The following is a 19,185-nucleotide window of genomic DNA, read 5'->3' on the forward strand; positions in this document are numbered from 1 at the left end:
GAAAGGAACGATTGACTATGAATCTTGACGAGTTATTGAAGGCTGCTATAAAGGACCCGTCAAAGCGCTCGCTCTTCTTACAGACCCTGATAAAGAGCGACGTGTACGTAATTTGCAAAAACCCCGTCAAGGAGGACAGAAGCAGAGAGGAGGGCGGCATACAGCTCGAGCTGATAACTACCCAGAACCCCAACGGAGATATTTTTATCCCGTTCTTTACGAGCTATCGCTCGCTCCAGCAGTTCGCCAAGAGATACGTTGACTGCTATAAGATAAACTGCCTCCGCCTCTTTGACCTTATTCAGTCGGTGTCGGCAGTCCTCAACCCCAATTCCTACGGCAAGGAGTTCTCGTCGCAGGAGATAAAGAGCATCCTTATGATAGCCCGCAACCTCAAGATAAAGGCTATCTCCTACAACGAGGCTGATACTATCAGCTACCGTCCGTGCGAGCACTCCGTCGGGCATATAACAAAGGCGGCTTCAAAATTCCTGTCGAAACAGCCGAACGTTGACCGCGCATTCATTATGGAGATGATAAAGGGCTGCGAGCGTCCGCAGATACTCATAGTCCTCGATATGATGGGCAGCACAAGAAAACTGTTCGTGCCGCTCTCGAAATACCTCTCCAAGACCGTCAAGGCTAACGAGCACCTCTGCTTCATCAGCTTTGAACAGGATATGGGCAAGAAGGCGGCAAAAACAGTTGAACCGTTCTATGTCCGCAAGAAGCGCTACTTCGAGAGATAAACCGTCAGCAGAATGAACATTGAAAGGAGGCGGGGAGTTTGATAGAAACTGAAGAGCTTGAATTCGCCCCGAGAGTCATTTCTCCCGAGGTGACGCAGGATGACGGCGATATCGAGATATCCCTCCGCCCGCAGAATCTGCATGAATATATCGGTCAGGACAAGGTCAAGGAGAAGATAGCTATCTATATCGAAGCCGCAAAAAAGCGCGGCGAGCCCCTCGACCACGTTCTGCTGTACGGACCTCCCGGCCTCGGAAAGACCACGCTCTCGTCCATTATCGCGCACGAGCTCGGGGTAAATCTCCGCGTGACAACAGGTCCCGCTATCGAGAAGCCCGGCGACCTCGTCTCGCTCCTCACAAGCCTCAATGACAACGATGTCCTCTTCATCGACGAGATACACCGCCTTTCGCGCGCCGTCGAGGAGATACTCTACCCCGCCCTCGAGGACAGGGTCATAGACATTATCATCGGCAAGGGTCCCTCCGCACGCTCGATACGCATGGACCTGAAGCCTTTCACGCTTATAGGTGCGACCACAAGGGCAGGTCAGCTCTCGGCGCCGCTCCGCGACCGATTCGGCGTCATAGAACGCCTTGAGCTCTACACGACCGAGCAGCTTACCGACATCATCCGCAGGAGCGCAATGATACTCTGTATCCCCTGTGATACCGACGGAGCTGCCGAAATTGCGGGCAGAGCACGCGGTACGCCCCGTATCGCGAACCGACTGCTCAAACGTGTGCGCGACTTTGCGGACGTTATGGGCAACGGTCAGATAACCAAAGAGATAGCTTCTATCGCGCTGAGCAGGCTCGAGATAGACAATCTCGGGCTCGACAGCCTCGACAGACGTATGCTCCAGATGATAATCAAGGGCTACGGCGGCGGTCCTGTCGGACTTGAAACTCTCGCCTCCGCCATAGGCGAGGAATCAGTCACGCTTGAGGACATCTGCGAGCCTTTCCTTATGCAGCTCGGCTTTCTCGGAAGGACCCCGCGCGGACGTGTTGCCACACGCCTTGCGTATGAGCATCTCGGTATAGTTCCGCCTGAGCAGAGCACTTCGGGCTCAGACGACGGTCAGCTCTCGTTCTGACCGATTTGTTGCTATGAAGATACAGACTACTCGCAAAGCCAATTATGACCACAACCTCGCCTGCAAGCTCAGTGACCGAATGATAAACGGACAGGGGCTCGGTGATGTGTCAAAGCTCAGATACGGGCTCTGCCGCATGAGCTTCAACGGGTGTGAGGTCATATCGGTATACAATGCCCTGCGCTATGTTGGGAAGCCGCAGCCCTTGCAGGAGGTGGCGTTCTTCCTCGAGAAGTATCGTATGCTGCTGGGCTTTTTCGGCTGTAATATGTTCCGTCTCGGAAAGGCGCTGGAAAAATACGGCGCGGAGTATGAGCGTATCAGCGAGGTAGGCGATACGCCTGCCTTTATTATCTCATTCTGGACAGGCAGACCCTTTCTGTCCTCCGCGCATACGGTGTTCTGCGTGCGCGAGGGAAAGCGGATAAAGGTCTATAACAGGTACAATAACTGCGGTACCGTTCGTTATGCGGACTCTCCCGAGAAAATATTCGGGAAGTATAAGCCGCTCGTGATATACGCGATAAAGAAAAAATAACTGTAGGGGCGAGTTCCGCTCGCCTGACATTATAATGAAACATCAACGAAAACCACTTGTAGGGGCTGCCTTTGGCAGTCCGACGTTTTCTGCATATTCGCGGGCGCACGGATAAGCAGCACACCAAATCTTTGATTTGGATTGTGATGCTATATGCAGCTTTGCTGTAATGCGCCCCTACACAAAAATAATTGGAAATAATCAGGAAAAGGGGGAGCAAAAATGGGAAGAATGTTCGGACGCGACGGTATGCGCGGCATCGCCGTCACGGAGCTCACCTGTGAGCTCGCATTGCAGATAGGCCGTGCGGCGGCTGTTGTTCTCGCGGGACATAATACCGAGAAAACACAAATTCTTATCGGCATGGACACGCGCAGCTCCTCCGATTCGATCGCCGCGTCTCTCTGTGCGGGGATATGCTCCGCGGGAGCTGATGCCGAGCTCATCGGCGAGGTGCCGACTCCTGCACTTGCATGGCTCGTGAAGGAGGTCGGGGCGAACGGCGGTATAATGGTCACCGCTTCACATATCAACGCCGAGTTCAGCGGCATAAAGCTGTTCTCATCAAGCGGCAGCCGCCTCAGTGATGACCGTGAGGAAGAGATAGAGCGCCTTATCCTCGACGCTCCGGGTGAGATAATGCCTATCCCGCGCCGCAATTACGGAAAACTCACGTTCTCCGATAAGGCGAACGAGAAATATATCGCTCATATCAGGGAGATAGCCGACGCAGACCTCAGCGGTCTGAAGGTCGCGATAGACTGCGCGAACGGCTGCGCGTCCGCTACTGCGAAGGAGATATTCTCCTCGCTCGGAGCGGAGGTCGTCCTCATGGGCAATGCTCCCGACGGAGCCAATATCAACAAGGACTGCGGAAGTACCCACATCGACGCGCTGATGAGGTTCGTCGGTGAGCAGAAGTGCGACTGCGGCATTGCCTTCGACGGAGCGGCAGAGCGATGCCTTGCCGTCGACGAGAACGGTGCTATCGTGGACGGAGATATGATAGTCGCGATATGTGCAAAGGATATGAAGGAGCACGAGAAGCTCCGCAATAATTCGATACTTTTCACTCAGGCGAATAATCTCGGGCTGCTGCAATTTGCCCGCAGCAACGGTATAGGCACATCTGCTTCATCGCCGGGCGAGCGCAGTATGATAAGGCGTATGCGTGAGTGCGGATACAGCCTCGCGGGAGACCCCGCGGGACATCTCCTCTTTCCTGACCTTGCGCCGTCTGCGGACGGTCAGCTTACGGGGATACGGCTCCTCGATACGCTCAAGCGCTCGGGGAAGAAGCTCAGCGAGCTTGCCGCCGTTATCGAGAAGTGCCCGCAGGTAATGCTCAATGTGCCCATTGACAAGCGATGCCGTGAGGTCTGGAAGAACGACCGCGCCGTAACAGGCATTATCGACGAGTTCGAGCAGATACTCGGCGAGGAGGGCAGAGTCGTCGTCCGCGAGGTCGGCGCAGAGCCCGTCATACGCATTATGATAGAGGGCAGGGATTTCTCTACGATAAACACTATGGCGCTGCAAATTGCCGATACCATTAGGGAACGGCTCAATTTGCAGCATTAAGGAGTACATGATTTGAGGACTGCAAACAACTGGAAGGACTATGTTATACTCGATACGTCAGATGGAGAAAAGCTCGAAAAATGGGGGAAGGTCTCGCTCGTGCGCCCCGACCCGCAGATAATCTGGAAGACCGATAAGACCGACCCGCTGTGGCGCGGCGCTGACGGTCATTACCACCGCTCAAACAAAGGCGGCGGCGAGTGGGAGTTCCGCAAGAGGCTCCCCGAGAGCTGGAAGATAAGCTACGGAGCACTGACGTTCAATATCCGTCCCACGGGATTCAAGCATACGGGACTTTTCCCCGAGCAGGCTGTGAACTGGGATTTTATGGCGGAGAAGATACGCTCGGCAGGACGTGAGATAAACGTCCTGAACCTTTTTGCCTACACGGGCGGTGCGACCCTCGCGTGTGCGGAGGCGGGCGCTAATGTCTGCCATGTGGATGCGTCGAAGGGCATGGTACAGTGGGCGCGTGACAACGCTGCGGCTTCGGGGCTTGCCGATAAGCCCATACGCTGGATAGTTGACGACTGCGAGAAGTTCATCGCGCGTGAGATACGCCGCGGACGAAGGTATGATGCTGTTATCATGGACCCGCCCAGTTACGGACGCGGCCCAGGCGGAGAGGTCTGGAAGCTTGAGGACTGCGTGTACGACCTCGTCAAGCTGTGCTCGGGCGTGCTCTCCGATGACCCGCTGTTCTTCCTCATAAACAGCTATACTACGGGGCTTTCGCCGTCGGTAATGGGCTATATTCTCGGAAGCGTGCTCACTGAAAAGTTCGGCGGCGAGGTCAGCTTCGACGAGATAGGGCTGCCTGTGCAGTCAACGGGAATGACACTCCCCTGCGGCTCGACCGCGATCTGGCAGGCAGACTAAGGACAGATTTTACGGAGTATCAACAATAAAAGGAATAATAATTATGGCAAAAGGTGAAAGATTCATAAAGGTGTATTCACAGGGAACGTTTTCGGTTTCACAGATATGGGTGGACAAAGAAACAGGTGTAAACTATTTCTATCATGAGGACGGTTATTCGGGCGGACTGACTCCGCTTCTCGACAAAGAGGGAAAGCCTGTAATATCAGATCCTGAGGAGATAGAAAAATTTAAGAAATAAGGGCTGATATGGAAAACATAATCGAAATAAGCGGTCTGCACTTCAGCTACCCCGCAGACGACGGCAAGGAAGCTGCGGAAGTGCTGAAGGGCATCGACCTCACTATAAAAGAAGGCGAATTCGTCGCCGTGCTCGGGCATAACGGCTCGGGCAAGTCCACACTCGCCAAGCATATCAACGCGATACTGCTCCCGACCGCGGGAAAGGTTGTCGTCGGAGGCATTGACACCGCCGACGAGAAGCGTATCTTCGAGCTCCGACAGTGCGCGGGAATGGTCTTCCAGAATCCCGATAACCAGATAGTTTCGTCGGTGGTCGAGGAGGACGTAGCTTTCGCGCTTGAGAACCTCGGTGTACCGTACGAGGAGATGAGACGGCGCGTGGACGACGCACTCAAAGCAGTGAATATGTACGACTATCGCCAGCACTCCCCCAGCCAGCTCTCGGGCGGACAGAAACAGCGTATCGCTATCGCGGGCATAATTGCTATGCAGCCGAGGTGCATAATCCTCGACGAGCCGACTGCCATGCTCGACCCGCAGGGCAGAAAAGAGGTCATGGCGACGATACGTAAGATGAACCGCGAGCAGGGTATCACTATCGTGCTCATCACCCATTATATGGATGAAGCTGCGCAGTGCGACCGCATCGTCGTCATGGACAAGGGTACGGTCGCGCTCGACGCCACTCCCCGCGAGGTATTTTCGCACGTGGAGAAGGTCATGGAGATAGGGCTCGATGTACCGCAGGTGACGGAGCTCGCGTGGGAGCTCCGCAAGGCAGGCTGCGATATCCCGCAGGATATCATCACCGAGCAGGAGTGCGTTGAGGCAATTCAGAAATTATTCGCGCAGAATAAAGCTATTAGCCGTTAGCTAATGGCTAAAAGTTCAACATAAAATGCGGGACGTCGAGGACGCCGTCCCCTACAATAGAAAGAGGTATGACAATTGGCAATTCTTGAGACTCAGCAGCTCACATATACCTACAGTATCGGCTCTCCGTTCGAGAAAACGGCTGTCGACCACGTAGACCTCAAAATAGAAGAAGGCGAAATGGTGGGCGTGATGGGTCACACAGGCTCGGGCAAGTCCACGCTGATACAGCATTTCAACGGTCTGCTCCGCCCGACTTCGGGCAAGGTGCTGCTCGATGGGCAGGACATATGGGCGGACAAGAAGAGAATTCGTGACGTGCGCTTTCAGGTCGGGCTCGTTTTCCAGTACCCCGAGTACCAGATATTCGAGGAGACCGTCTTTAAGGACATAGCGTTCGGACCGCGAAATATGGGGCTCGACGAGAAGGAGATCAAGCGCCGCGTCCTCGAGACAGCCCACGATATCGGCTTGAAGGAAGAGCTCCTCAAGCGCTCGCCTTTCGAGCTCTCGGGCGGTCAGAAGCGCCGCGTCGCTATTGCGGGAGTCATGGCTATGGAGCCGAAGGTGCTCATCCTCGATGAGCCTACTGCGGGGCTCGACCCCGCGGGCAGAGACAAGATACTCTCCCACATAAAGGCTTACCACGAGCGAAAGAAGAACACGATACTCATAGTCTCGCACAGTATGGAGGACATCGCGGGCTTCGCGGACAAGATACTCGTCATGAACAAGGCAAAGCTCTTCTGCTACGACGACACCGAGAAGGTTTTCGGCAGAGCGGAGGAGATATCCGCGATAGGACTCGATGTGCCGCAGATAACAAAGGTTTTTTTAGAGCTGAAAAAGCAGGGGCTCGATTTCGGTAAGGAGGTCTACACCGTACCCTATGCGCGTGACCTGCTGCTCAGACACTTGCAGGGAAAGGCGGGTGAAGGGCAGTGCTGAGAGATGTTACCATTGGACAGTATTTCCCCGGAAACAGTCTCATCCACCGACTTGACCCGCGCTTCAAGATCGTCATTACGCTGATATACATTTTAATGCTCTTCACGGGCAGCAACGTGGTGTGCCTCGCGGTCGGAGCCGTGTACACGCTCATTGCGGTGTATCTCTCGCGGATACCGCTGAAAATGTTCTGGAAGAGCGTGAAGCCTCTGCTGCCGTTTTTGCTGATAACGGCTGTGCTGAACATTCTTCTCGTCGACAGCGGCGACGTTTACTTCAAGTGGAAATTCCTGAAAATAACTTCGGGCGGCATAAACATCAGCGTCTTTATGATAATAAGGATCGTCCTGCTGATAATGGGCAGCTCGCTTCTGACGTATACTACCTCCCCCATTACGCTTACGGATGCGATAGAGCGTCTGCTCTCGCCGCTCAAGCTGCTGAAATTCCCCGTGCATGAGCTGGCGATGATGATGTCGATCGCCCTCAGATTCGTGCCTACCCTCATCGAGGAGACCGACAAGATAATGTCCGCACAGAAGGCGAGAGGCGCAGAGATTGACACCGGAAGCTTCATGACAAGGGCAAAAAATATGATATCCATTCTCGTGCCGCTGTTCATATCGTCGTTCAGACGTGCGGACGAACTCGCTACTGCTATGGAATGCCGCTGCTACAACGGCGGTGAGGGGCGCACAAGGCTGAGGCAGCTGAGGGCTGCTCCCCGCGATGTTATTGCGCTCGTGATAACGCTGATCTTCTATGCTGCGGCGATAGCGGTCAGCATCGTTTTCAAGCTATTAACGCAATAAAAGATAAACAAAGAGAAAAACAAAGGAAATAATAATGAGACGCAAGGTTAAAAAGTCTGCCCGTGAGATATATGAGAGATTCAGAAAAAGCAGAGCGGGCGTGATACTGTATGACAAGGGCGTGCTCTATTTCGCGCTCGCCTTTATAATACCATCTGTGCTGATGCTCATCGGCTTCGGGCAGCGAGGCATACACCCCTTTGGCTCGCAGCAGATGCTCGTCGTAGACCTGTGGCATCAGTACTACCCGTTCTTCCGCGTGGTCAGTGAGAAGCTCCGAACGGGAGGCTCGTTCCTGTATTCGTGGCAGAACGGCATGGGTACGAATTTCTTGTCGCTGATATCCTACTATGCGGCAAGTCCGCTGAACCTGCTGTCAGTGTTCACACCGAACTCTGTCACACGCGACGCGCTTACGTTTATCCTCGTGGCGAAGATAGGCTTCGCGGGAGCTTTTTCAGCTGCTTCCTGCGCTATACTTACAAGCGCCGCGACTTCTCGATAGTCGTTTTTTCGTCGATGTTCGCACTGTGCAGCTATATGCTCGGCTATTACTGGAACGTTATGTGGTTCGATACCATAGCGCTGTTCCCGCTCGTGATGACGGGAGTAGCTGCGCTCTGCCGCGAGAGAAAGTGGAAGCTCTATACGCTGGCGCTCGCGCTGTCGCTGATATCCAACTATTATATCGGCTACTTCACCTGCGTTTTTACGCTCTTTGCATTCTTCGCGGCGGCTGTCACGGAGTGTGGGGGCGTCAAGGACTTCTTCGTCAAGCTGTGGCTGATAATACGCTCATCCGTCATAGGCATCGCTCTCGGAGCTTTCATGCTCCTGCCTGCGTATGAGGGCTTGAAGCTCACCTACAGCATAAACAATAAATTCCCCGACAAGCTCCGCTGGTACGAGAAGTGGTACGACATCATCGCGAACCTTATCTCCTACAGCGAGCCCGCAAAGAAAGACGGTCTCCCGAATTTCGCGTGCGGAATGCTCGCAGTGGTGCTGTTCGGAGTTTTCCTCTTCTCGGCGGGGATAAAGATACGCGAGAAAATATCGCTGACAGCATTGCTCGCGCTGATATTTGTGAGCTGTAATCTGAACGTGCTCAACTTCATCTGGCACGGCTTTCATGCGACGAATCAGATACCCTACCGATTCGCTTTCATCTTCTGCTTCGTGCTCATTACGGCGGCGTTCCGAGCGTATGACGTAATGACCGCGAAAGGAATACGCATATACCAGCTTTTCCTGCTCGTGCCCGCTCCCGCGCTCGTCCTCGGTCTGAACGTGTGGAAGACGGTCAAGGCGCAGGACGGATTTCCGAATGAGAAGGCTGTACGAGCTTCATTCTTCATCGCGGGAGCTTATCTGCTCATCTTCACTGCGGGGAAGCTCTTCCCTTTCAGCGGCAGGCTCGTCCGCAGGAGCTTCATAAATGTCGCGCTCGCGGCGGCAGTCATCGCGGAGCTCACGAGCAATACCATTATCGGTGTAAAGACTGTGGGCGCGTCAAGCTATACCTCCTACCCCTATCTCAATGACAGCGTGCAGAAGCTCCTCGGGGTTATGCGCGAGGACGATGACAGCCTCTTCTCACGTACCGAGATGACATCGACTTACACTCTCAACGACAGTTCGCTGTACGGATACTACGGTGTGTCGCAGTTCTCGTCGATGGCAAACGTGTCGGTGACGAGGTATTTCCGAAAGCTCGGGCTCTATGCCTCCGAGGCGGGCAACCGCTATTACTACCGCAACTCTACGCCTATGGTCAACGACCTGCTGGGCATAAACTATATTATTTCCAAGAGCAATGAGCTCAATAACAGTGAGATGTCGCTCGAGCACATTGCCGAGGACGGTTCGTCACACCTGTACAGGAGCAAATATCCCATGTCCATAGGCTTCATGATGAACAGCAAAGTGACGCTGCTTGAGCTTGCTGCCGCGGATAATCCGTTCGAGTTCCAGAACGACATCGTTATGCTCGGTACGGGGATGAATGAAGGTATATTCACTCGGCAGCCCCTCGGCAGACTTACATTTGAGAATGCCTCGGGCTTCAAAAACGAGATAGGCACTTACAGCTATGAAGTCTCCGACCCGAATGAGAAGGCGTCCGCGACCCTTGCCTACGACGGCGTTGAGGGGGCGTATCTCTACGGCTACGCAAAGGGCGGCGCCGCAGAGACGATTGACGTCAAGTGCGACGGCCTGACCGCCGACAGCAATATCTCAGCGGACGATTACCCGATAGTTTTTCCCATGGGCAACGGTCAGGAGGGCAGCACTGTCGAGGCTGTGCTCAACTTTGAGGAGAAAAAGGAAACGGGCTCGTTCAATGTGCAGGTCTATGCACTCGACGAAGAGGCGTTTGAGCGTGCGTATGAGGAATTTGCCGACGAGCAGCTCGTGCTGACCGAGTTCTCGGACACAAGGCTGAAGGGCAGCATAAATGTCAAGAGGCGCGGCATACTCTACCTCTCGATACCGTATGAGCGCGGCTGGAGCGTTTACGTCGACGGCAAGAAAGTTTCGACAAAAAAGGTGTTTGACGCGATGCTCGGCGCGGAGATAGGTCCCGGAGAGCACGAGGTCGAGCTGAGATACTTCCCCGATGGGCTCGGCAAGGGCATCATCATAAGCATCTCGGCGGCTGTGATAGCCATTCTCATTGCCGCAGCCGAAAAAGCAAGAAATAAGCGCAGGAGAGCACGCCGCGCGGCGGCTCTGCCAGCAGACTCCAACAACGGAACGGATGATGTGAAAAATGAGGAACCTGAAGGTGATGACAGCCTACCGCGGGACTGAATACCACGGTTTTCAGCGGCAGACTAACGCCGTTACAGTGCAGGAGGTGCTCGAGAAAGCTGTATCAAAAGTGCTGAATGAGCCCGTGAACATTACAGGCTGCTCGCGAACCGATACGGGCGTTCATGCCAATAATTTCTGCTTCAACGTCAAGACGGAGAGCTCGATACGTACTCTCGGATTCTGCCGTGGCGTCAACGGCGAGCTCCCCGATGATATATCCATACTCTCCTGCGAGGACGTGCCGCTTGATTTCCATGCACGGTACGACTGCAAGGGAAAGGAGTATATCTACAGAATGCACTGCCGCGAGTCGAAAGACCCGTTCTCGTCCGACCTCGCTTTCCACTACAGGCGGCGATTCGATGTTGAAAAGGCTCGGGCAGCAGCAGCCCATCTCGTCGGAACTCACGATTTTGCGTCGTTTTGTGCCGACTGTACAAACGTATCAACAACCGTCAGAACAATTTATTCCCTTGAAATAGAAAATAGTGGTGATTCCGTGATAATGCTTGTAAAAGGGAATGGTTTTCTGTATAATATGATTAGGATAATAGCGGGGACTCTGCTGGATATCAACGAGGGCAAGCTCGCTCCCGAGGATATGCCTGAGATACTCGCCGCAAGAGACCGTCTCCGCGCAGGCAGGACTGCAATGGCGCACGGGCTCTACCTCAACCGTGTGTTCTACTCCGAGGACGAGCTCCTCGGCGATATATAAAAGAGAGAAGCAAGGAGGCAATTTAATGCCAATGTATGACGCCAACGACATCGTTGAGCAGAAAAACAGAGATAAACGAAGAAGAAGGCTCGCAAAACTGCTGCTCGTACTTGCACTGGCTGTGCTCGGGGCTGCACTCTACTTCACGCAGGAGATGTGGCTGCCTAAGCTGCGCGGACTGGGAACGCAGTACAAGACAATCGTAAATGACGGACGGCTTGCCGAGGGAAATTTCCCGCTGGAGATAAACGGCGGCGCACAGTATCAGCTGAGCTGCTCGAACGATAATATCATCGTGATGAGCGACGCCTACATATACTTCTATAACGAGGAGGGCGGGGAAATAAAACGCCGTCAGCACGCGCTGTCAAATGCTGTAATGGAAGCTGTGAACGGCAGAGCCCTCATCTTCGAGAGCGGCGGTATGGAGTTCAGCGTCGAGGACAAATCGGGCGTCCTGTATACGGACAGGCTCGATAAGAATATAATGTTTGCAAGGCTGAGCAAAGAGGGATATACTGCCGTTGTGACTACCTCTGATAACTACGACTGCGAAATATTCGTCTACGACCGCAAGGGCAAGGAGATATACGGCAGAAAATGCGTCGAGAGAGTCAACGATATCAGCTTCGAGGAGGGCAGCAAGGGCTGCGTGATAAGCTACTTCTACGCTGAAAACGGCGCCCTCGTAACATCGGTACAGGAGGCGAGCTTCACCGAGGATAAGGAAAAATGGAACTCTCCCGGACTCGATACGCTCGGACTTGATGTCTATAACTTCGACGGAGGCGCGTTCGTTCTGGGCATCGACGCGTGCGGCTATGTCGACAGCAAGGGGCAGATAAGCTCGTTTTACCGCTATGAGGGCGACTTCGCGGGCGGTTCGAGCGAAAACGGCGAGTCCGCCGTCATCATAAACAGCGACGACAGGCGTCGTTATGAAATGGCACTGTTCAAGGACGGAAGCTCTGAGCCTGTTGTCATCGAATTCGACAGTCCGCTCATCGACGTCTGCGTTGAGGACGGTCTGGCTTACGTCATGAAGAAGGATGCTGTGCTTGCCTATGACTTCAACGGCAAGCTGCGCTCAACAGCGGCGGTAAACGATTCGTATACGGGATTTGTCAGAAGCGATAATTACGTTTATCTGAAAAGCTATAACAAAATAGACAGGATCAACTATGAGAGCTGATCACTGCCCGAAGGGAGGCTGTACGGGCTGAAGTCCGTACGTTAGAAAACATGGGAAATCAATTTTGGTGGTTCTATGATGTTATCGCTGCGGCGATAATACTCATTTGCGTTTTTTTATCAGGCAGAAAAGGAATGATGAAAGCTGCGATAACCACAGTGGGATATGGAATAGCGCTCGCACTGGCGCTCGGTATAAGCACATCTGCCGCAGAGGGACTATACCGCAATACTATGCGGAGCAGCTGCATCAGGAACATCGAAAAGGCAATACAGGCAGACACCTTTACCAACAAGTATGCATCGTACCTTGAATCGCTCGGCTATTCGCTGAAAGTGGACTCCGAAAGGCTGGATGGGATATTCAGCAGTCAGGAGCCGGATATAGATGCTCGGCTCGTGAAATATGTGAACAATATCAACAGCCGCAAGATCGCTGATGATGAGCAGACACTCGATATACTTCATGAGGGCTATGCCGTCGTTATCCGCGACATCGTGGCGCAGAATATGAGCAAGTACGCCGCAGAGACCGCTGCCCGCGAGATACGCAGGGACAGCAAGGGGATGCAGGAGCTTATCCCGATGATGACAAACAAGGATGACCGCGCTCCCGCTGCAAAGTTCATAGCGGATAATTATACAGCTCCCGCCTATGTCACGATATACAAGCTGATAGGCGTGCTGATACTGTTCGTGGCGGCTGCTGTTATGATATACTTCATTCTCCAGCAGTATATGTCCAGAGACGATGATCACATCGACGCAGGCTCGCATATCAGCGGAGGTATCATCGGCATTATCAAGGGCTGCCTGTTTGTCACGGTAGCAGCCGTGCTGGTGCGTGTCTGGGCTATATTGGGCAGCGACGAAATGCTGTTCTTCAACAACAGCGTCATCGACGATTCACTGGTCTTCAAATACTTCTACACCTTTGTATCATCACTGTAAAACTATCCGACTATCCTATGGGAGGAACACTCTATGATAATGTGCAGCAACTGCAAAAAAAGACCTGCCGTGGTATTCATCACCTCTGTACAAGGCAATGAAAAGAAAAACGAGGGACTCTGTCTCGCCTGTGCAAGAGAGAGAAAGATACCGCAGGTATCTGAATATATGGAAAAACTCGGGATCACCGACGAGGAGATCGACCAGCTTTCAGACCAGATGATGGGGATGCTCGACGGGGATTCCTTTGAGATGGGCGGTCAGGGCATCATGCCCGACTTCATCTCGGATATGTTCGGCGGCGAAGAGGGTAAGGAGCCCAAGGAGGACGGAGGTTCTCCCGCTTCCGACAGCGAGGATAAGCCGCGCAGAAAGGGACTCTTCGGACGCGATAAGTCCGAGAAGGAGAAAAGGAAGAAGGAACTGAAATTCCTCGGGAGCTACTGCACCAACCTCTCACAGAAGGCGGCGGACGGTCAGCTCGACCGCATAATCGGCAGAGATAAGGAAATAGCGCGCGTGATACAGATACTCTCGCGCCGCACCAAGAACAATCCCTGCCTTATCGGTGAGCCTGGCGTCGGCAAGACAGCCATCGCCGAGGGTATAGCCCAGAGGATAAACGAGGGCGATGTTCCGCTGAATCTCGCGGATAAGAAGCTCTATCTGCTCGACCTTACCGCTCTCGTAGCGGGAACTCAGTTCCGCGGACAGTTCGAGAGCCGTGTAAAGGGTCTTGTGGACGAAGTCAAAAAAGAGGGCAACATCATACTCTTCATCGACGAGGTCCACAATCTCGTCGGAGCAGGCGATTCCGAGGGCTCGATGAATGCCGCCAATATTCTCAAGCCAGCGCTCTCCCGAGGAGAGGTGCAGGTCATTGGTGCGACGACTTTCGGTGAGTACAGAAAATACATCGAGAAGGATTCCGCGCTCGAGCGAAGATTCCAGCCCGTTACTGTGACCGAGCCTACCGTCGAGGACACAGTGAATGTGCTCCTCGGTATCAAGAAATACTACGAAGACTACCACAGAGTTCACATCTCCGATTACCTTATCAGAGTGTGCGCGGTGCTCTCCGAGAGATATATCACTGACCGCTTCCTCCCCGATAAGGCTATCGACCTGATGGACGAGGGCTGTGCTCACGCGAATATACGCTCGCCCGAGATAGCCGAGTATGCGAAAATCGTCAAGGAGATAGGCGTTCTCGAGGGAATGGAGACTACCCTCTCGGAGCAGAGCGAGCCCGATTATCAGGCGCTCGCGGAGGTAAAAAGCAAGCTCATCCACGCCCGCGACAAGGCGGCTCAGCTCAAGGAAAAGGCTGAGGGAGTACAGGTCACGGAGGAGGATATCACCAAGGTGGTAGAGCTCTGGACCGGTATACCCGCAAGTAAGATAGCCGAGACGGAATTTCTCAAGATATCCAAGCTCGAGGGAGCGCTCAAGAAGCGCGTGCTCGGACAGGACGAGGCTGTGGAGGTGCTCACCCGTGCTATAAAGCGTACAAGAGTGCAGCTCAACAAGCGCCGCAGACCTGCTTCATTCATATTCGTCGGACCTACGGGCGTCGGCAAGACCGAGCTCGTCAAGGCGCTCTCAGAGGAGCTCTTTGATTCAACAGAGCCGCTGATACGCCTCGATATGACCGAATACATGGAGAAGCACTCCGTCGCGAGAATGATAGGTTCGCCTCCCGGCTATGTCGGATATGACGAGGCGGGACAGCTCACCGAAAAGGTGCGCCGCAAGCCTTACTCCGTCATACTCTTCGACGAGATAGAAAAGGCTCATCCCGACGTCATGAATATCCTCATGCAGATACTTGATGAGGGTCACATCGACGACGCTCAGGGCAGAAATATCAACTTCGAGAATACTATTATTTGTATGACTTCCAATGCGGGTTCGACCGACAAGAGCGTCGGAGTAGGCTTCAACCGCACCGAGAATGAGATATCCCGCGACAAGGCAATGAAGGGTCTGCGCGATTTCCTGCGCCCCGAGTTCATAAGCCGAATCGACGAGATAGTAGTGTTCAAGCAGCTCACTAAGGACGATTTCGCGCGTATCGCCGCGCTGATGATAGACGAGATGAAGGAGCCGCTCGCAGAGAAGAATATCACTGTCAGCTACGACGATGCGGCACTTGCACTCATCGCAGAGAAGTCTTTCGGCAAGCCCTACGGCGCACGCGACATTCGCCGCGTTATCCGTCAGGACGTCGAGGACAAGGTCGCGGAAATGATAATCAGCGATTCCTCAAGTATCAGCGAGATACACATATCCGCAGACGGCGGTGCCATCACTGTTACAGGAATGAAAAAGGAGCAGACCGAAGAATGAACTTTAAAAGAATATTTGCCATAGCCGCTGCTGCGGCAATGCTCGCGCTGTCGGCTGCGTGCAGTGACGGTACGTCTTCATCAAATACGCCTTCATCCGATTCAAAGGCGGATACCACTTCTCCTACGGGTTACTACAGCGACGATATCAAGGCTGCTGCGGAGGGTCCGCAGCTGATGTTCTCAAACGTTGAGGCTGCTGCGGGTGAGACTGCGGAGGTATCACTCTTTGTCAGCGGTGCTGCAAAAAAGTGGTCGATGTGTGGGCTGCATATCACATACGGCGACGAGCTGATGCCTGTAATGTCGGACGAGAAACAGAATTTAGTGGAGTATGACCTCGGAGATGCGTCGAAGCGTTCGACGGGCTCGGTTTGTATGCTCTGGAGGAATCAGGTCGCAAAGGAACTGACCGACAATCACCTCGGAAGCATCTTCTTCACGGAGATATTCGACGGCGATATGGGCGGAGACGGCGAGATAGTGAAGTTTTACTTCAAAGTGCCCGAAAATGCGAAGAAGGGGACTGTCTATCCGATAGGCATATACTATATGCCTCCGACCGAGGAGAGAGAGGATATGTTCATCGGCACTGACGGCGATAAATCACGCGAGAAGTATGCCTTTACAAACTGGACGGGCGGAAGCGTAACTGTAAAGTGACAGGCTGCGTATAACGCAAGATGTGACTTTTTCGCAATAAAAGGCACAAGATATTGACTTTATCATTTTATTGTGCTATTATATACCTATACTTTTAATTATTTGGAGGAAAACACCATGGAAGATAATAAACTCAATCCCACAGGCGTTCCCGAGGAAGTAAACAACGCTGCTCAGGAGGGCGCTGATACATTAGCTGATAAAGTCGCTGACAAGGTTGAGGCTATCGGAGACGCTGCCGGAGACATCGGCGGTAAGGTAGTTGATACCGTAACAGGTGTAGTAGGTGCCGCAGGTGAGAGTGCTGACGAGTTAGGCGACAAGGTCGTTGAGGCTGTAAAAGGCACCGGCGAGGCTGCTGATGCTGCTGCCGATACTGCTGCTGACGCTGCAAAGACAGAAGGCAATTCCTTCGTCGATAAGGTCGCAGGCGTAGTCAACGCTGCCGGCGAGGCTGCTGACAGCTTCGGTGAGAAGGTGGCTGACACTGTCAGCGAGACTTTTGGCGGTGCTAACAGCGGTGCTACTGAGGCTGAAAAGGCTATCCAGCCCAACGCTATCTACACTAACGCAGGCGCTCCCGTAGGACAGCCCGAGGACAGCAAGTTGTTCGCTATCATATCGCTCGTCTGCGGTATAGTTTCTATCGTAAGCTGCTGCTGCTGGGGCATAAATATCATTCCCGCTGCCGCAGCTATCGTTACAGGTATCATTTCCAAGAAGAAGAACGAGTCCGGCAGCGGTATGGCTCTCGCAGGCATCATCATGGGTGCTGTAGCTATCCTGCTCGGTATCATTTCTCTCGTTCTCTCAATAATCAAAGCAGTTGCTGACGCCAACTAAGTGCTGACTGAAAATGAATAAAGCTAAGCGAGTAAAGCTCGCAGTGCTCGTCGGCGTGCCGATACTGCTGCTGCTCGTATACATATTAAGGACACCGATAATGCAGCTCAGCGGGCTGCTCGGTCCGTGTGTGTTCCATGAGCTGACAGGGATGCATTGTCCCGGCTGCGGCAATACAAGAGCGGTAAAGGCGCTTCTGCACCTTCATCCGATTATATCCTTCAGAAACAATCCGATAATAATTCTGCTCGGACTGACAGGGCTCGGTTTCTATACGGAGCTCGCGTTCGATGTCTTCGGCAGAAAGGTCAGCTTTATGCCGAAGAATCAGTTCTTCTGGCTCGCTGTGCTCGGAGTTCTGCTGGTGTTTTACGTGCTGCGGAACATTTTTCCGATATTGGCGCCAATTTCATAAGCATCAAAGGGTACACAGCTTTGTGTACCCTTTCTACAAGCCCCCATAAGGAGGAAAACTATGGCTAACGAATACAATAGTCAGAACAATTATGATCAGCAGCCGTACTACAATCATAACGGCTATTACTACGGAGCATATCCGCCTCCGCAGCGTGATAATCCGCTCGGCATAGTATCGCTGGTGCTCGGTATCACATCGGTTGTGATGGCTGTGGTGTTTAGCTGCTGTGCTCCTGGCACTAATATGCCGTTCGCTATCGCAGCTATAATACTGGGCATATTCCAGTTGAATTCCAAGACCAATCAGAACGGCAGAGGCAAGGGTATGGCGGGACTGATATGCGGTATCGTTTCAACAGGCATTTTCCTGCTTATCATTCTCCTCTATGTCGCTTTCTGCGTCCTCGATATCTTCACAAATACCGAAATGGGCGACTTTTTGACGCAATATGCCGCTCAGCAGGCGTAGTAAGATAATGATCGCGGCAGCAGTACCGCTCGCGCTGATCGTGCTCTTCCTGCTTCGTGATCATATAATGTCTGTCGGACATTATTTCCCGTGTATGTTCTATAAGCTGACGGGGCTGCTTTGTCCGGGGTGCGGGAATACCCGTGCCGTGAACCACCTCGTCCACGGGAGGCTGTGGCTGGCGTTCCGCAGCAACCCCGATGTCCCATTCCTTGTCGCAGTGCCGCTTGGCTTCTATATCGAGCTCATTTCCGATATATGCGGCAAAAAGGTGAAGATAGTGCCGCGGTCGATGTGGCTGTGGGGAGCGATAATTGCGGTCTACGCTGTTTTTTTCGTGCTCCGCAACTTTTTCCCTGTGCTTGCTCCACCGTAAAACCGCAAAAAATGGGCAGTGGTCAGAAACTTTTCTCTGACAATCTCTTGACAAATCGGAAATAATATGATAACATAATATATGTAAATTTTAAATCTTGGAGGATGGTTTTATGGAAGACAACTTCAACACAGGTATGCCCGATGCTTCCGATACATCGAGCACAGACACTTCTTATTCGACCACAACAGATTACAGCACAGGCTACAGCGCTTACTCTCCCGAGCCCGAGCAGAAGGCGACCCTTTCTATCGTTTCTCTCGTTCTCGGTATCGTAGGTCTCGTTTTCAGCTGCTGCTGCTGTCTCGGCGTTCCTTTTGATATCGCAGCTATCGTTGTTGGTATCATCGCAAAGAAGAAGAACGTTCCCAAGCAGGGTATGGCTCTTGCAGGTATTATCCTCGGTGCAGTAGCCCTCGTTATCTACGTCATCACTGTTATCATCAACCTTGTTACAGGCAGCGGTGAGGCATTCTCTAACAGCTTTATGGAAGGTTTCCAGGAGGGTCTCAACAGCGGTGCTGTAATGTTCTTCTAAGGAACAGACAAAATATGAAGAAAAAGGGTACACGATGGTGTACCCTTTTTGTTTTATACAGGGGCGTATTCCGCGCACCCGACTGATTCGGTAAATACGGCGGTAAGGCGTTCCATGAAAAAAGCAGAGGC

General features: G+C 52.9%; 19 protein-coding genes and 1 pseudogene. All 20 read left to right on the forward strand.

Going from position 1 to position 19,185, the window contains the following annotated elements:
* Positions 1–17: 17 nt before the first annotated feature.
* The 20 genes and pseudogenes from BMX22_RS03745 (at position 18) to BMX22_RS03845 (ending at position 19,054) form a co-directional block, all read left to right on the forward strand.
* The gene (locus BMX22_RS03745) at positions 18–749 is read left to right on the forward strand and encodes an enhanced serine sensitivity protein SseB C-terminal domain-containing protein (protein WP_074740777.1); all 732 of its coding nucleotides are present in this window, start codon (positions 18–20) and stop codon (positions 747–749) included.
* A 41-nt stretch (positions 750–790) separates the two neighbouring features.
* The gene (gene ruvB, locus BMX22_RS03750) at positions 791–1,849 is read left to right on the forward strand and encodes a Holliday junction branch migration DNA helicase RuvB (RefSeq protein WP_413777951.1); all 1,059 of its coding nucleotides are present in this window, start codon (positions 791–793) and stop codon (positions 1,847–1,849) included.
* Positions 1,850–1,862: 13 nt separating this feature from the next.
* Positions 1,863–2,387 (forward strand): hypothetical protein, encoded by a 525-nt coding sequence (locus tag BMX22_RS03755; RefSeq protein ID WP_074740781.1) that lies wholly within the window; start codon positions 1,863–1,865, stop codon positions 2,385–2,387.
* Positions 2,388–2,609: 222 nt separating this feature from the next.
* Positions 2,610–3,968 (forward strand): phosphoglucosamine mutase, encoded by a 1,359-nt coding sequence (locus BMX22_RS03760; protein WP_074740783.1) that lies wholly within the window; start codon positions 2,610–2,612, stop codon positions 3,966–3,968.
* Between the two features lie 12 nt (positions 3,969–3,980).
* Positions 3,981–4,847, forward strand: coding sequence for a class I SAM-dependent methyltransferase (locus tag BMX22_RS03765; protein ID WP_074740785.1), 867 nt, complete (start codon positions 3,981–3,983; stop codon positions 4,845–4,847).
* 43 nt (positions 4,848–4,890) lie between these two features.
* Complete coding sequence (locus tag BMX22_RS03770) at positions 4,891–5,088, forward strand: DUF6440 family protein (RefSeq protein WP_074740787.1); 198 nt, start codon at positions 4,891–4,893, stop codon at positions 5,086–5,088.
* Positions 5,089–5,096: 8 nt separating this feature from the next.
* On the forward strand, positions 5,097–5,963 hold the full coding sequence (locus BMX22_RS03775; RefSeq protein WP_074740789.1) for an energy-coupling factor transporter ATPase: 867 nt from the start codon (positions 5,097–5,099) through the stop codon (positions 5,961–5,963).
* Positions 5,964–6,038: 75 nt separating this feature from the next.
* On the forward strand, positions 6,039–6,911 hold the full coding sequence (locus BMX22_RS03780) for an energy-coupling factor transporter ATPase (RefSeq protein WP_074740791.1): 873 nt from the start codon (positions 6,039–6,041) through the stop codon (positions 6,909–6,911).
* Entirely contained in the window at positions 6,905–7,723 is an 819-nt protein-coding gene (locus BMX22_RS03785; protein ID WP_074740793.1) for an energy-coupling factor transporter transmembrane component T family protein, read from the forward strand. Before BMX22_RS03780 ends, BMX22_RS03785 begins: the two co-directional genes overlap by 7 nt.
* Before the next feature lie 163 nt (positions 7,724–7,886).
* Positions 7,887–10,537 (forward strand): annotated as a pseudogene (locus BMX22_RS03795) (YfhO family protein).
* Complete coding sequence (gene truA / locus BMX22_RS03800; protein ID WP_074740798.1) at positions 10,497–11,258, forward strand: tRNA pseudouridine(38-40) synthase TruA; 762 nt, start codon at positions 10,497–10,499, stop codon at positions 11,256–11,258. Before BMX22_RS03795 ends, truA begins: the two are co-directional and overlap by 41 nt.
* 25 nt (positions 11,259–11,283) lie before the next feature.
* Positions 11,284–12,450: a DUF5711 family protein gene (locus tag BMX22_RS03805; RefSeq protein WP_074740800.1), complete on the forward strand. Its 1,167-nt coding sequence runs from the start codon at positions 11,284–11,286 to the stop codon at positions 12,448–12,450.
* Positions 12,451–12,500: 50 nt separating this feature from the next.
* Complete coding sequence (locus tag BMX22_RS03810) at positions 12,501–13,400, forward strand: hypothetical protein (RefSeq protein WP_143055468.1); 900 nt, start codon at positions 12,501–12,503, stop codon at positions 13,398–13,400.
* A gap of 33 nt (positions 13,401–13,433) precedes the next feature.
* Positions 13,434–15,749: an ATP-dependent Clp protease ATP-binding subunit gene (locus BMX22_RS03815; protein WP_177172961.1), complete on the forward strand. Its 2,316-nt coding sequence runs from the start codon at positions 13,434–13,436 to the stop codon at positions 15,747–15,749.
* On the forward strand, positions 15,746–16,411 hold the full coding sequence (locus BMX22_RS03820; protein ID WP_074740804.1) for a hypothetical protein: 666 nt from the start codon (positions 15,746–15,748) through the stop codon (positions 16,409–16,411). Before BMX22_RS03815 ends, BMX22_RS03820 begins: the two co-directional genes overlap by 4 nt.
* Before the next feature lie 117 nt (positions 16,412–16,528).
* On the forward strand, positions 16,529–17,254 hold the full coding sequence (locus BMX22_RS15765; protein WP_081349058.1) for a DUF4190 domain-containing protein: 726 nt from the start codon (positions 16,529–16,531) through the stop codon (positions 17,252–17,254).
* A gap of 13 nt (positions 17,255–17,267) precedes the next feature.
* Positions 17,268–17,669, forward strand: a complete 402-nt coding sequence (locus BMX22_RS03830) for a DUF2752 domain-containing protein (protein ID WP_074740806.1) — start codon at positions 17,268–17,270, stop codon at positions 17,667–17,669.
* Positions 17,670–17,729: 60 nt separating this feature from the next.
* A complete protein-coding gene (locus BMX22_RS03835) occupies positions 17,730–18,140 on the forward strand; it encodes a DUF4190 domain-containing protein (RefSeq protein WP_074740808.1) in 411 nt (136 codons plus the stop codon).
* A 7-nt stretch (positions 18,141–18,147) separates the two neighbouring features.
* Positions 18,148–18,516, forward strand: coding sequence for a DUF2752 domain-containing protein (locus BMX22_RS03840; protein ID WP_177172962.1), 369 nt, complete (start codon positions 18,148–18,150; stop codon positions 18,514–18,516).
* Positions 18,517–18,628: 112 nt separating this feature from the next.
* Positions 18,629–19,054: a DUF4190 domain-containing protein gene (locus BMX22_RS03845; RefSeq protein ID WP_074740812.1), complete on the forward strand. Its 426-nt coding sequence runs from the start codon at positions 18,629–18,631 to the stop codon at positions 19,052–19,054.
* Positions 19,055–19,185: the final 131 nt, after the last annotated feature.

Source organism: Ruminococcus sp. YRD2003, from assembly GCA_900109435.1.
Taxonomy (GTDB): domain Bacteria; phylum Bacillota; class Clostridia; order Oscillospirales; family Ruminococcaceae; genus Ruminococcus; species Ruminococcus flavefaciens_G.